Below are 14651 nucleotides of genomic sequence, written 5' to 3'. Positions count from 1 at the left end.
AGGAGGAGAACGGCATGCGCGACAAGCGGATCAAATGGCTCATCTTGTGGATCCCCACGCTGACGATCGGGCTGTGGGAATATGTGCGCCACGCGTTTTTGCTGCCGTACCTGTCGATGGAGCTCGGCAATCTGCTGGCTCCGTTTATCGTGCTCGCCGTCACGCTTACGCTTGTGCGCGGATTGTTTCACCGGCTCGAGCAATCGCAAAGCGAGCTGAACCGCGAAAAGGCCATGAAGGCGGCGCTGCAGGAGCGGGAGCAGCTTGCGGGACAGCTGCACGACGGCATCGCGCAGTCGCTGTTTCTGCTGGCGGTCAAGCTGGATCAGCTGGACCGGGTCGCCGACCGGGAGCCGGTTCGCGAACTGGCCGGACAGCTGCGCGAGACGGTTCGCGCCGTGCATGAGGATGTGCGGCAGGCGATCGCCAATTTGCGGATGCCGCCCTCGGCAGAAGATGCCGCGTGGGTGCTTCCGCTGCGGGAGCTTCTCGGGGAGACGGCCGGCATTCTCGACGCCGAGGCGGAGTTTCGTTGGAGCATACCCGACGGCAGCTTGTCCGGCAAGGAAAAAGTCGAGCTGCACGCCTGTCTGCGGGAGGCGCTGATCAACGTCCGCAAGCACGCGAAGGCGCAGCGCGTGACGGTGATCGGAGAGACGATCGAAGGGGGAGGCTTTCGCTGCCGGGTCGAGGATGACGGTGTCGGGTTTGCCGGCGATCCGCTGCAGGCGCCGGGACGCTTCGGCCTGCGCATGGTGCGGGAACGCGCCCGCAAGATGGGCTGGACGTTTAAGGCGGAGCGCCGGGGAGACCGCACCGTCTTCGAGCTCAGCAAGGAGGGGACAAAAAAACGATGAACCAGCCGTTCCGTGTGCTGCTCGTCGATGACCACCCGCATGCGCGGCAAGGCATGCGCGAAATCGTGTCGGCCGATTCCGATTTTATCGTCGTCGGGGAAGCGGCGAGCGGAGAAGAGGCGCTCTCGCTGATGGACGCCACGACGCCGGAGCTTGTGCTGATGGACATTTCCATGCCGGGAATGGGCGGTCTGGCGGCGGCGAAAGCGATCAAGAGCGCTTACCCCGACGTCAAGATCGTCATCGTGACCGTCTCCGACGAGCCGGCTCATCTGTTCGAAGCGCTGAAAAAAGGCGCGCAAGGCTACCTGCTCAAAAATTTGGAGCCCTCGGCCTGGCGCGAATATTTGCGCGCGGTCGCTCTTGACGAAGCGCCGCTCAATCCCGATCTGGCGCTGTCGATTTTGCGCGAGTTCGCCGGGAAGCCGCAAGCTGCGGCGAACCCGCCGCGCAGGCGCGCCGCGGGGGCCGAGGACGACGGCGACGGCGTCATCCGCGAGGGCTTGACGCCGCGGGAAAAGGAGATTTTGCAGGAGGTTGCGCGGGGCCGGACGAACCGGGATATCGCCGCCGCTTTGGGCCTTTCCGAGCACACCGTCAAAAACCATCTCAAAAACATTTTGCAGAAGCTGCATTTGGACAACCGGGTCCAGTTGACCCGGTATGCGTACGAACGGGGCCTGGTGGAGCCTTAAGAGGCATGGCGCATTGGCACGCATGGACGGCATTGCCTTAATATGGACACATTTTGGCCGGGGATTAGCCCTTTGGGGTCATGTCCGGCGATTGCGGAAGCCTTATACTGTGGGCATCTGCAATAAGACGGAAAGGGTTGGTCTTCAGTGAAAAAAAGCATGTCCCTGATCTTCGCGCTGTTTCTCGTCTTCGGCTTCGCCCAGGCGGCCAGCGCGCACGTTACCGTGTCGCCCAATGAGGCTGAGCAGGGCTCTTACCAGGTGTTTTCGATCCGCGTTCCTTCCGAGAAGGAAGCCGCTACAACGCAGGTGAAGCTTGACGTGCCGGAAGGCGTCGAAGTGCTGCGCTTCGAACCGAAGCCGGGCTGGACCTATCAAACGGAGACGAACGGCGACGGCAAAATCGTGTCGGTAACCTGGAAAGCGGACGGAGCGGGACTGGGCGCTTCGGAGTTCGGCGAATTCCGGTTTCAGGGGAAGGTGGCGGCCGACGCTACGGAGCTCGTATGGAAGGCTTACCAGACGTATTCCGACGGAAGCGTCGTGGAGTGGACCGGCGGCGAAGGCGCGGACACGCCGGCATCCGTCACCGCGGTCACGCCTTCGACCGGCGAATCGGACGGACACGGGCACGGAGATTCCCACGAAGCGGCAGCCGGCGAAGCCGCAGATGCGGACGATAGCGGCGATAGCCCCACGCAAATGCTCACCATGGTATTCTCGGCCGCAGCTCTTCTTCTTTCGCTGATTGCGCTGGTCGCCGTCATCCGCCGGAAGAAAGCGTGACGTTGACTGTTGTAAACGTTCATATTCTAATCGGAAGACCGTCGAGGGAAATGATTTTTCTCTCGACGGTCTTTTTTATTTACAACAACAATTATTGTTGTAAATAAAAAAGTTTGTCGATTTCAAGCTTTATGTTGCAATTAATATTGTTGGTTAATATAATAAAAGCGATTACAAACATGAATACATGTACCATAACCTAATTAATAAACAGTGAAACAATTATTGTTGTTGTAAATGGAGAAACGCAGAAGGGATGTTATGGGGATGAAAATCGAACAGGATTTTTCGAACCACGAGAAATTGAACCGCGCTTTGACGACGAACATCGATGAATTCATCAACATTGCGAAAGCGCTGTCAACGGAATTGCGGGTGAAGATTTTCAAAGAACTTCTTCACCGCTCCATGAATGTGGTTGAAATTTCGGAGAAATTCGGCATCCCGGCTTCCACGGCGGCCATCAATATCAAGAAACTGGAGGATGCCGGGCTGATTCAAACGGAGATGGTTCCGGGAACCCGCGGCACCCAGAAACTTTGCTCCGCTGTTTACAGCCGGATCGTGGTCGATTTCGCGCATTTCCGGGCGGAGCCCTCCGAGACCTGCGCTGTCGTTTCCCTTCCGATCGGGCAATTCGTCGATTCGCAATGTTCCGCTCCTTGCGGGATTTTGAGCGAGCACTCCATCATCGGCGAAATGGATGAGCCGCGCTCTTTCTTCGAACCGGAGCGTATCAACGCCCAGTTGATTTGGTTCCGAAGGGGTTACCTCGAATACCGTTTTCCGAACCGCGTGCCCAGAGGGTCGCAGATCCGGAACTTGGAGCTGTCTATGGAAATTTGCTCGGAAGCTCCGCTCCACAATCCGGATTGGCCATCGGATATCACCTTGTGGATTAACGGAAAGGAGGTGGGAACCTGGACAAGTCCCGGTGATTTCGGTGGGGAGAGGGGCATTCTGACTCCGCAATGGTGGGGCACCGAAAACACGCAGTACGGGCTTTTGAAAACGTGGCGCGTCCATCACGACGGTTCGTATATAGACGGCAGAAGAATTTCCGCCTTAACAGTAGATGAACTGGAATTGGACGGCAAACCGTACGTGACGGTCAGAATCGGGATCAAGCCGGACGCGAAAAACGATGGAGGCCTGAATTTGTTCGGCAGGAAATTCGGGAACTATGAAACAGACTTGAAAATGAAACTGGATTACGTGGGGCGAAACGATCCTAATTAAGTGCAGAGGATGGTTGGACATGAAAAGACTGAATCGTTTTGGTTTTACGGTAGCGATCCTGGTACTGGTGATGAGTCTGGTGCTGGCGGCGTGCGGCGGCAAAAAAGAATCGAACGGCTCTTCGGCATCCGCATCCGGATCCGCTCCCGCTTCTTCAGACAATTCGGGGGGCAAATCGGGAAGCAAAACGGAGCTTCTCTTCTGGACGCCGTTTTCCGGTCCCGACGGTTCTTTCATGAAAAGCATCGTGGACAACTACAACAAACAATCGGACAAATACTTCGTCAAATACCAGATTCAGCCGAACGGAGATTATTACAAATTGCTCGACAATGCGTTCGGCACGAAGAAAAACATGCCTGACTTCATGATCATGCACCTGGATTCGATTCCGACGTACGCGAAGAAAGATCTGCTTCTGCCGATGGACGATCTTGCCGCCAAAGCAGGCATCCAGAAATCGGACTATGTCGAAGCCGCGGTCGACTATGCGAACATCGACGGCAAATGGATGGGCATTCCGCTCGACATTCATCCGCTGATCATGTACTACAACAAAGACCTGTTCCAAGCTGCCGGGATTACGGCTCCTCCGACCAACAAGGAAGAGTTCCTTGCAGCCGCCAAGAAACTGACGGACCCTTCCAAAGGACAATGGGGTTACGTCATGCCGACCCAATGGCCGCAGCAGTTCCTGTTCCCATCCCTGGTCTATCAGCAAGGCGCGGATTTGGCGGATGCCGACGGCAAACCGACTTTGAACACGCCGGCAGCCGTTGCCGCTCTCGAATTTGAAAAAAGCCTGATCTTCGAACACAAAGTTTCTCCCCAAAAAGTCGCGCAGGACGGAGAAGTGAAGCTGTTCCTGCAAGGCAAGAACGCCATTCAGTTCAACGGTCCCTGGATGAAAGACCAGTGGGATAAAGCGAAGCTGAACTACGGTGTCGCTCCAATCCCGGTATTCTTCGACAAGCCGGGCGTGTTCGCGGGTTCTCATAACTTTGTCGTGCCGAAGTCCCAGACAGACCCGAACAAGCTGGACGGGATCGGAGATTTCCTGAAATACGTCGCCGGCCACTCGATCGACTGGGCCAAATCCGGCCAGGCGGTCGCCTCCAAGGCGGTCCTGAACAGCGAAGAGTTCAAAGCACTGAATACCCAGCAAACCGAGGTGGCCAAAGAATTCGATTACGTTCACTTCGCGCCGCCGGTACCGAACTGGGGCTCGTACGTAGGCGAGCTCTGGAAGCAAATCAACCTCGTGCTCCTGAACGACGGCGACGTGAAGAAAGCGCTCGACGAAGCTCAGGCCAAAGCGGAGCAAGCCGCAGCAGCCAATAAATAATAAAGCGCGGTGGGGCGGGGGAGCGCGACCCGCTCCATCCTAAATCAAGGGTGGTGAACGGGATGAAAGGGAGCTTGAGATCGAGACTAACATCCAGTTTGTTTGTGCTCCCGTATTTCCTTTGCTTTTGCGTTTTTCTTCTCTATCCGCTGATCTCGGGAATCATTTTAAGTTTGCAAAACAACGATATGTTGGGCACGCACGAGTTCGTCGGGCTTCAAAACTACATCGACATTTTCACGCCAGGAACCTATATCCACGACGCGTTTTTCCGGGGGTTGTGGGGGACCGTCAAATTCGTCGTTTATTCCGTACCATTTTTGATTCTGGTAGGCCTTGCGCTGGCCCTGCTCGTCAACTCGCTGAATGCCAGGGTACGCGGCGTTTTCCGGACGATTTTCTTTATTCCGTATGCCATTTCGGCAACCGTAATGGCGACGATTTGGATGCGGGTGTTCGATACAGACTCCGGCTTCCTGAACCTGATGCTGGATAAGCTCCATATTCATCATCAACAGCACATCGGGTGGTTCACCGATACTCCCTGGGTTTGGATCGCGCTGGTCGTCTCCACGATCTGGTGGACGATCGGCTTCAACATGATGCTCTTCATCAACGGCTTGAACGAAGTGCCGGAAGAATTGTACGAAGCGGCCAAGCTGGACGGCGCGAACGCGTGGAACAGGCTGACCCGGATCACGCTCCCGTCCATTAAAAACGTGACGGCCGTTGTCATGGTCATGACGATCATCGCTTCGTTTAACGTTTTTGCCCAGCCGAACCTGATGACCCGCGGCGGTCCGGGTTTCGAAACAACGGTTATGCTTATGAACGTGTTCGATGTGGCTTACGGTCAGCATCAGGGAGGAGCCGCTTCCGCCATGGCGATTCTGCTGGGATTGATCATGATGATCGTTTCCGCTGCCGTATATCGTCTGTTGTTCAGAAAGGAGGCGTAAAGATGGGGACGAAAGCGAAACAGGCAGGTCTCATCTTGATCGCAACCGTTCTGGGAATCTTTTTTATCGTCCCGGTGATCTGGATGGTCACCATCTCCCTGAAATCGGACGCAGAGGCGTTTCTCCCGAATTTGAACTTCATTCCGGACGATCCGACGATCGTGAACTACACCGATGCCTTGAGCGGAGGAGATCTGAATGTGCCGATCCTGCGATGGATCTACAACTCCTTGCTCGTATCGGTCGCCGGCACCCTGATCGTTCTGGCCGTCGACGCGTTGGCCGCTTACGGGCTGGCCCGTCTGGACGTGCCTTTCAAAAAATGGCTGCTGTCCTTGTTTCTCAGCACGCTGATGATTCCGGGAATCATCTGGTTTGTCCCCCAATACGTGCTGTTCCAGGATTTGGGCCTGATCGGCACCTATCACGCGTTTTATTTGCCGTTTACCTCTTCCGCGTTCGGGGTGTTTCTGCTGTATCAATTTTTCCGCGGTTTTCCGAAAGAATTGGAGGAAGCGGCGCACATCGATGGAGCGAACAAATGGAAAATCTTCTATGCCGTGCTGCTTCCGTCTTCCAAATCCATTTTGTCGACATTGGCTGTTCTGACTTTCATGGGGATTTTTAACGATTATATCTGGCCATTCTACGCTTCCGGCGGAAACGATACGATGCAGACGCTGACATCGGGTATCGCCGTGATGACGCAAGGCAGCTATGTGAACTCCCCGAATAAGCTGATGGCTTTGTCGACGATCGCGACGATCCCGGTCCTGGTTGTGTTTTTGCTTGCGCAAAAAGCGATTGTCAGAGGGATTACGCAGTCGGGGATCAAATGAGATGAAGAAAGCCGCGACGTTTACATTTGTTGCTGCGACGCTTCTGCTTCTGATCATCGGATGCTCGAAAACAGTGCAACCGGCCGGCTACCGAAACCCCGTGTTCAAGCCCGTATTTGCCGATCCTTCCATCATCAAGGCGAAGGATGGCCTCTATTATGCGTACGGCACGGAGGATACCTGGGATGACGGCATCAACCACCTCATTCCGGTCATCCGCTCTTCGGATTTGCGAAATTGGGAATTCGTGCGCGACGCGTTCGACGTCAAGCCGGCCTGGAAATCCGACGGCGGATTGTGGGCGCCGGACATCTCCGTTCACCGGAACGGAAGATATTATTTGTACTATTCGTTTTCCCTGTGGGGCGATCCGAATCCCGGCATCGGGGTGGCCACTGCAGACAAGCCGGAAGGGCCGTTTGCCGATCACGGAAAATTGTTCGACAGCGACGAAATCGGGGTCTCCAATTCGATCGATCCCTTTTATTACGAGGATGATGACGGCAAAGCGTACTTGCTCTGGGGAAGTTTCCACGGCATATTCGGAATCGGCCTTTCCGAGGATGGATTGAAGACGGCAGGGGACAAATTCCCGGTTGCGGACATTCAGTACGAAGCGCCCTATTTGGTGAAGAGAGACGGCTACTACTATTTCTTCGGTTCCAGCGGTTCCTGCTGCGAAGGAGCTTTCAGCACCTATCACGTCAAAGTCGGACGCTCGAAATCGATTCAAGGTCCTTACCTGGACAAAAACGGCGTCGATTTAACGGCGGGCGGAGGCACGATTCTGCTGCAGGCGAACGCCGAACCGGACGAGAACGGAAAGCAATTCATCGGTCCCGGACATAACTCCGTAATCACGGATGACCGCGGGCAAGATTGGATCGTTTACCATGCCATCGACCCGAACGATCCTACTCTGATGAATGGGGCCAGCAAACGGCCGATGATGATCGACCCGTTGGATTGGAAAGACGGATGGCCGGTGGTCGCCAGCGGCGAACCGGGAACGAAGCCGAAGCCGGGTCCCTATGTGAAAAAATAACAGACATCACAATTTGCAGAGAGAATCCAAAGACGAAACCATTAGGAGTGGTATCATGGCAGGGCGAACCGAATACCCGAGACCGCAATTTGTCCGGGAAGAATGGCAAAACCTTAATGGAACCTGGCAGTTTGAGTTTGACGACAACAATGTCGGCGCAGCGGAAAAATGGTTCGAAACCGGAAGGGAGTTCTCGAGGAAGATCGAGGTTCCGTATGCCTACCAATCCCCGCTCAGCGGCATTCACGATGCGGCTTTCCACGATTGGGTATGGTACAAACGGAATTTTAACGTCAACCCTGCCTGGAAGGGCAAAAGGGTATGGCTTCATTTCGGAGCCGTCGATTACCGGGCATGGGTTTACGTAAACGGAAAATACGTCGGCATGCACGAAGGGGGGCATACGCCTTTTCAATTCGATATCACCGATGAGCTGACCTGGCAGGAGGAACAAGTGGTTGTACGGGTGGAGGACCCTTCGACGGATGAGACGATTCCGAGAGGAAAGCAGTTCTGGGTCGAAAAATCTGCCGGCATCTGGTATACGCGAACAACCGGCATTTGGCAGACGGTATGGCTGGAGCCGGTTGACGCCGTCCATCTTGAAAAAGTCAGATTTTTTCCGGATATCGACCGCGGCGACATCGCTATCGAGTTCGAGTTTGCGGGAAACGCCGCGAGATCGGAACTGGACGTTGAAATCTCGTTTCAAGGCCGTTCACTGGTGAAGGACCGAATCACGGTACATGAGCGTTACGTCAAAAGGTCCTTTAACCTGTTCGGTCATGAAATTTTCCGGACGGGATTTCATCATGAGGGCTGGACGTGGACGCCCGAAAATCCGAATTTGTTCGACGCGGCGTTCACGCTGCGGCAAAACGGACGGACGGTGGACAGCGTACGCTCTTATTTCGGCATGCGAAAAGTGCATATTGAAAACGGCATGGTCTATTTGAACAACAAGCCTTATTATCAAAAGCTTGTCCTTGACCAGGGCTATTGGCCGGACGGATTGTTAACCGCGCCCGCCGACGAAGACCTTCGCAAAGATATCGAATTGGCCAAAGCCATGGGTTTTAACGGCTGCCGCAAACATCAGAAGGTGGAAGATCCGCGGTTCCTGTACTGGGCGGACAAATTGGGATTTATCGTATGGGGCGAATGTGCCTCTTCGCCGTCCTTCAACAATAACGCCGTGGCCCGATTGACGAAGGAATGGATCGAAATCGTCGAACGCGATTTCAACCACCCGTCCATTCTGGTGTGGGTTCCCCTGAACGAAAGCTGGGGCATCCCGCATGTCCGCAGCGACAGCCGTCAGCAGCATCACAGCCTGGCCATGTACAGCCTGATCCATTCGCTCGATCCGACCCGACTGGTCGTTTCCAACGACGGCTGGGAACTGACCCGTTCCGACATTTGCGCCGTGCACAACTACAACCACGGAATGCCGGACGAAACCGCGAAATACGAGGAATTCAAGCGCTCGATCGCGACGAGAGAGCAAATTCTGCAGTCCAAACCGGCCCTTCGAGGCGTATACGCCAACGGTTTCAGCCATCAGGGCGAGCCGATTCTGCTGACGGAATTCGGCGGAATCGCGTACAAGATCGGTTCGGAAGCAGGCTGGGGCTACACGTCCGTAAGCACGGAGGAAGATTTCGTCAAGGAGTACCGCCGTGTGCTGGAGGCGGTCTACGCATCCGGCATCCTTCACGGTTTCTGTTATACCCAGCTGACGGATGTAGAGCAGGAAGTGAACGGTTTGCTGACGTATGATCGCAAGCCGAAATGCGATTTGGAGGCGATCCGGCAAATCAATGCCATGTGGCATCCGTCCGTCATCCGGGAATAACGGGTGCCAGGGAGGGGACAACGTATGGAAAAAGGCTTTCGGACGATCAAGACGGTGGATACGGGCGACATTCATATGCGCGATCCGTTCGTGTTCCCGTACGTAGCCGAGCGGAAATATTATTTGTTCGGCACGACTTTCGCGGACGGCTGCGGGGACAAAGACCCCCTGTTCGAGGTCTATGTAAGCGACGACATGAAGCGGTGGACAGGGCCGTATGCGGCCTTTCAGCCGCCTAAAGGATTTTGGGGCGTGCGGCATTATTGGGCTCCGGAAGTGTTTGAGATCGACGGCAAGTTTTATATGTTCGCCTCGTTCAAAGGCGGCATCGGAGAAAACCGCGGAACCGGCATTCTGATCGCAGACCATCCGGCGGGGCCCTACCGTCCGCACAGCGACGGCGCGGTCACCCTCGCCGGCAGCGAATGTCTGGACGGCACCTTCTATGAAGACGGCGAAGGGCAGCGGTGGATCGTATTTTGTCATGAATGGACCGAACTGTACGAAGGGAAAATCAAAGCTCTCCGGCTGACGCGCGATCTCAAGTCTTCTTACGGAGAGCCGGTCACCCTCTTGAATGCGGCGGACATGAAGTGGATCCGGTTGTTCGGAGATCCGCGGATCGAGAAAACGGGCTATCTCACCGACGCTCCGTTTCTGTACAAGGCCCGAAACGGCGAACTTCTCTTGTTATGGTCCAGCTACTCGGTCCCCGGTTACAGCGAAACAGGGCTCGGCGGATATACGGTGGCGATTGCCCGTTCGGCCACCGGACGCATCGAAGGACCATGGACGCACGACGATCGGCTGTTCATGGACCGGAATGCAGGCCACTCCAGCCTGTTTCGTGATTTTGAAGGCCGGCTCTGGATCAGCACGCATTATCCGGATACGCCGCATGGACACGAGCGGCCGCTGTTCCTGCAGGTGGAAGAACTGGACAACGGATTGGCGTTAAAAAACGGCGAAGAACGATGAAATGCGCCAAGCCTCCGGGCCCGCCATTTTGGGGCGCCGGAGGTTCGGCGCAGCGATAGAGGAAGGTGCGGAAACGCGACTTGCGCACCCGATCTCGCTTGCCCTATAATGATTGGTATATGTTCCAAATGCATTGATGGAGACAAGTACGCAGCGCCTTCCTGCAGGGAGGGAACGCCGGGGACTGGAAGCGTTCCTAGGAAACCAGGCTGCCGAAATTCACTCCGGAGCAGTCCCTTGAAACGGAGGAGCCGCGGCTTTACCGTGCTTCCGCCGCCAGTAGAGGGAACCGGCCGCGGTCCGTTACGCCGCCAAAAGCGGGAATGCCGCTTGGCCTCGGCGCAGCAGATCCGGATGGGACGCGCGGCGGTAAAGACAGCCCGACAGGGCCGACGCATTCCAACAAGGGTGGTACCACGGTTCTTTCGTCCCTTAGGGGAGAAAGGGCTTTTTTATTTTTCGCACAAGGAGAGAGACGCGAATGAAGGAACGATTGGAGGCGCTTCGCCAGGAAGCGCTGGAGCAGTTGTCGCAGGTTGCCGACGCCGGCCGGCTGAACGAGCTGCGCATTCAGTATTTGGGCAAAAAAGGGCAGCTTACGGAAGTCTTGCGCGGCATGGGGGCTTTAAGCGCGGAGGAACGGCCGGTGATCGGCCAGGTGGCCAACGAGGTGCGCGCGGCGATTGAAGCCGTTATCGCGCAGAAGCAGGAGGCGTTCGAACGGGAGGAGACGGCCCGCCGCCTTCAGGCGGAGACGATTGACGTCACGCTTCCGGGCAAAGCTCCGTCCGTCGGGTCCATCCATCCGCTGACGAAGGTGACGCAGGAAATCGAGGATATTTTTATCGGCATGGGGTATCAGATCGCGGAAGGCCCCGAAGTGGAGACGGACTTCTTCAACTTCGAAGCGCTGAATCTGCCGAAGGATCACCCGGCGCGCGACATGCAGGATTCGTTCTACATCACCGACGAGATTTTGCTGCGGACCCAGACGTCGCCGATCCAAATCCGGGCGATGCAGCAAGCCGGAGGCAAGACGCCGCTGAAGATCATTTGCCCGGGCAAAGTTTACCGCCGCGACGACGACGATGCGACGCACTCGTTCATGTTCCATCAGATCGAAGGGCTCGTCGTCGGTCCGAATATCCGAATGAGCGACCTGAAGGGCACGCTGCTGCAGTTCGTGCAGAAGATGTACGGCCCGCAAGTCCAAATCCGGCTGCGGCCGAGCTTCTTCCCGTTCACCGAACCGAGCGCGGAAGTCGACGTGACCTGCGCCCAATGCGGCGGACACGGCTGCCGGATGTGCAAGCAGACCGGCTGGGTCGAAATTCTCGGCTGCGGCATGGTGCATCCGAAGGTGCTGGAATACGGCGGCTACGATCCGAAGGAAGTATCCGGCTTCGCGTTCGGCATGGGCGTGGAGCGGATTGCGCTGCTGAAGTACGAGATCGACGATATCCGGCACTTCTACTATAGCGATCAGCGGTTTTTGAGCCAGTTCAATCGAATGTGACGGAGGCGGACCCGACATGAACGTATCTTACAATTGGCTGAACGAATATATCGATTTGGAAGGCATAGAGCCCGCGCGGCTCGCGGAGTTGATGACGAGCGGGGGCATCGAGATCGACTCGGTGCCGGCGCGCAATCAGGGCGTAAGCAAAGTCGTCGTCGGCTACGTGAAGGCGAGGGAGAAGCACCCCGACGCCGACAAGCTGAGCGTCTGCACGGTCGACGCGGGGCTTGGCGAAGATCTGCAAATCGTCTGCGGCGCGGCGAACGTCGCCGCCGGACAGAAGGTGCCGGTGGCGCTGGTCGGCGCGAAGCTGCCGGGCGGCGTGCAAATCAAGCGGGCCAAGCTGCGCGGCGTGGAGTCGCAGGGAATGATCTGCTCGGCGCGCGAGCTGGGCATCAACGACAAGCTGCTGCCGAAGGAGCAGCAGGAAGGCATTCTGGTGCTTCCGGACGATCTGGAAATCGGCCGGGACATCGTGAACGTGCTGGGGCTGGACGATCACGTGCTGGAGCTGGACCTGACGCCGAACCGTTCCGACTGCCTCAGCATGCTGGGCGTCGCCTACGAGGCGTCGGCGCTGACCGGGCGGCCCTTGCGCCTGCCCGATCCGGCCGCCGATCTGATCGTCTCCGCGGAGAAGACGTCCGATTACGTCAAAGTCGGCATTACGGCCAAGGAACAATGCCCTCATTACGCCGCGCGGTATATCAAGGGCGTGAAGATCGGCCCGTCGCCGCTTTGGCTGCAAAACCGGCTCATCGCCGCCGGCATTCGCCCGATCAGCAACGTCGTCGACATTACCAACTATGTCATGCTGGAATACGGTCAGCCGCTGCACGCGTTCGACGCGTCCAAGGTAGCCGGCGGACGCATCGAGGTTCGTCTCGCGAAAGAAGGCGAAACGATGGTTACGTTGGACGGCCAGCAGCGGAAGCTGGAGCCGCACATGCTGGTCGTCGCCGATGCGGAGAAGCCGATTGCGCTGGCCGGCGTCATGGGCGGGCTCGACTCCGAGGTGACGGGCGATACGGTCGACATTATTCTGGAATCGGCCCGGTTCGCCGGCGCGACGGTGCGTGCCGCTTCGCGCCAGCTCGGGCTGCGTTCCGAAGCGTCGGCCCGATTTGAAAAGGAAGTCGATCCGGCACGCGTCATTCCGGCGCTTGACCGCGCCGCGGGGCTGATATGCCGAATTGCGGGCGGCCTCGTGACGGAAGGCATCGCGGAAGCCGGAAGCGCCGAGGCGGAGCCGGCCCGGATCGCCATTTCGCTGGACCGCATCAACCGGTACCTGGGCACGTCGCTGTCTTCGCTCGAAATCAAGACGATCTGGTCCCGGCTGGCGTTCGAAGCCAGCGAAACGGAGCCGGATTCCTGGATCGTCACCGTGCCCACGCGGCGCCCCGGCGTCACCAGGGACGTCGATCTGATCGAGGAAGTGGCCCGTCTGCACGGCTACGACAACATTTTGGCGACGCCGATCGAGGGGCCGACGACGACCGGCGGCTTGACGAAGCCGCAGGCGATCCGCCGCGAGCTGCGCGCGACGCTGACGCGCGCCGGGCTGCATGAAGCCATCTCCTATTCGATCACGTTCCCGCAGCGCGCCGCTTTGTTCCCGCAGCTCAGCGGCGCAGGCGAAGGCATCCGGCCGATTCCGCTGTTGATGCCGATGAGCGAGGATCGCAGCGTGCTCCGTACGACGCTGCTGCCCAGCCTGCTGGAAGCGGTCGTGTACAATAAAGCCCGCAAAACCCATGACGTCGGGCTGTTCGAAATCGCGAACGTCTACCACACGGCGGAGGAAGTGCTGACGAAGCTTCCCGGCGAGAAGCCGCGCCTTGCCTTCGTGCTGACGGGCAACCGCCGCAAGGCGTCCTGGAACGGCGAGGCGGAACCGTACGACTTTTACGACGCCAAAGGCATTCTCGAAGCGGTGTTCGAACGCCTCGGCCTGACGGATGCGATTGCGTACGAAGCGGCGCAGCCGGAGCATTTTCATCCCGGCCGCACCGCGGCGGTAAGGCTTGCAGCGGGCGGCGAAAGCCTGCTCCTCGGCTATGTCGGCCAACTGCATCCCGATCTGCAGCGGGAATTCGAGATCGGCGACGCGTTCGTCGCGGAAATCGAGCTTGCTCCGGTTTACGAGCATGCGGCAAGCCGGATCGAATATCGCGCTCTCCCGCGTTTTCCGGCGGTGGAACGGGATCTGGCGGTCGTCGTCGGCCGCTCCGTGACGGCAGGCGAGCTGGTATCGGCGGTCCGGGAGGCGGCAGGCGAGCTGCTCGAGTCCGTGCGCGTTTTCGACGTTTATACCGGCGAGCGGATCGGCCCGGACAAAAAGAGCGTGGCGCTCGCGCTCGTTTACCGGCATGCGGATCGCACGCTGACCGATGAAGAAGTGACAGCGGCCAACGATCGGGCGCTGGCAAAATTGGAACAATCTTTCGGCGCCGAACTGCGGAAATAAGCAGGAAACGGGCCGAAGCGCAGCGAATACATCATTGCGCCCGTCAATAGGCGGCAGGCCCGCT

General features: G+C 57.5%; 12 protein-coding genes. All 12 read left to right on the top strand.

The genetic code is table 11. The annotated features are described in order from the left end of the window. Positions 1-14: 14 nt before the first annotated feature. The 12 genes from F560_RS0107305 to pheT all read left to right on the top strand — a co-directional run bounded on the left by F560_RS0107305 (position 15) and on the right by pheT (position 14587). Entirely contained in the window at positions 15-857 is an 843-nt protein-coding gene (locus F560_RS0107305; protein WP_019005067.1) for a sensor histidine kinase, read from the top strand. Continuing rightward, positions 854-1552 carry a response regulator gene (locus tag F560_RS0107300; RefSeq protein WP_019005066.1) on the top strand — a complete coding sequence of 233 codons (699 nt, stop codon included), beginning with the start codon at positions 854-856 and terminating at the stop codon, positions 1550-1552. The genes F560_RS0107305 and F560_RS0107300 overlap by 4 nt, the downstream gene beginning before the upstream one ends. A gap of 147 nt (positions 1553-1699) precedes the next feature. After that, entirely contained in the window at positions 1700-2338 is a 639-nt protein-coding gene (locus F560_RS0107295) for a YcnI family copper-binding membrane protein (protein WP_019005065.1), read from the top strand. 267 nt (positions 2339-2605) lie between these two features. Next, complete coding sequence (locus F560_RS0107290) at positions 2606-3577, top strand: ArsR/SmtB family transcription factor (protein ID WP_019005064.1); 972 nt, start codon at positions 2606-2608, stop codon at positions 3575-3577. A 19-nt stretch (positions 3578-3596) separates the two neighbouring features. After that, positions 3597-4922, top strand: a complete 1326-nt coding sequence (locus F560_RS0107285) for an ABC transporter substrate-binding protein (protein ID WP_019005063.1) — start codon at positions 3597-3599, stop codon at positions 4920-4922. A gap of 173 nt (positions 4923-5095) precedes the next feature. Further along, the gene (locus F560_RS0107280; protein ID WP_245554824.1) at positions 5096-5881 is read left to right on the top strand and encodes a carbohydrate ABC transporter permease; all 786 of its coding nucleotides are present in this window, start codon (positions 5096-5098) and stop codon (positions 5879-5881) included. A gap of 2 nt (positions 5882-5883) precedes the next feature. Further along, positions 5884-6720 carry a carbohydrate ABC transporter permease gene (locus tag F560_RS0107275; RefSeq protein WP_019005061.1) on the top strand — a complete coding sequence of 279 codons (837 nt, stop codon included), beginning with the start codon at positions 5884-5886 and terminating at the stop codon, positions 6718-6720. A 1-nt stretch (position 6721) separates the two neighbouring features. After that, positions 6722-7765, top strand: coding sequence for a family 43 glycosylhydrolase (locus tag F560_RS0107270; protein WP_019005060.1), 1044 nt, complete (start codon positions 6722-6724; stop codon positions 7763-7765). A 55-nt stretch (positions 7766-7820) separates the two neighbouring features. After that, positions 7821-9620, top strand: a complete 1800-nt coding sequence (locus F560_RS0107265; protein ID WP_019005059.1) for a glycoside hydrolase family 2 protein — start codon at positions 7821-7823, stop codon at positions 9618-9620. Between the two features lie 24 nt (positions 9621-9644). After that, entirely contained in the window at positions 9645-10598 is a 954-nt protein-coding gene (locus F560_RS0107260; protein WP_019005058.1) for a glycoside hydrolase family 43 protein, read from the top strand. Between the two features lie 481 nt (positions 10599-11079). Further along, a complete protein-coding gene (gene pheS / locus F560_RS0107255) occupies positions 11080-12114 on the top strand; it encodes a phenylalanine--tRNA ligase subunit alpha (protein ID WP_019005057.1) in 1035 nt (344 codons plus the stop codon). Between the two features lie 16 nt (positions 12115-12130). Then, entirely contained in the window at positions 12131-14587 is a 2457-nt protein-coding gene (gene pheT, locus F560_RS0107250; protein ID WP_019005056.1) for a phenylalanine--tRNA ligase subunit beta, read from the top strand. The last annotated feature ends 64 nt before the right edge of the window (positions 14588-14651 follow it).

The organism is Cohnella laeviribosi DSM 21336 (assembly GCF_000378425.1).
Lineage (GTDB): Bacteria > Bacillota > Bacilli > Paenibacillales > Paenibacillaceae > Cohnella > Cohnella laeviribosi.
Note: the sequence above shows the minus strand (reverse complement) of the source record. Positions and strands in the feature narration are given on the sequence as shown.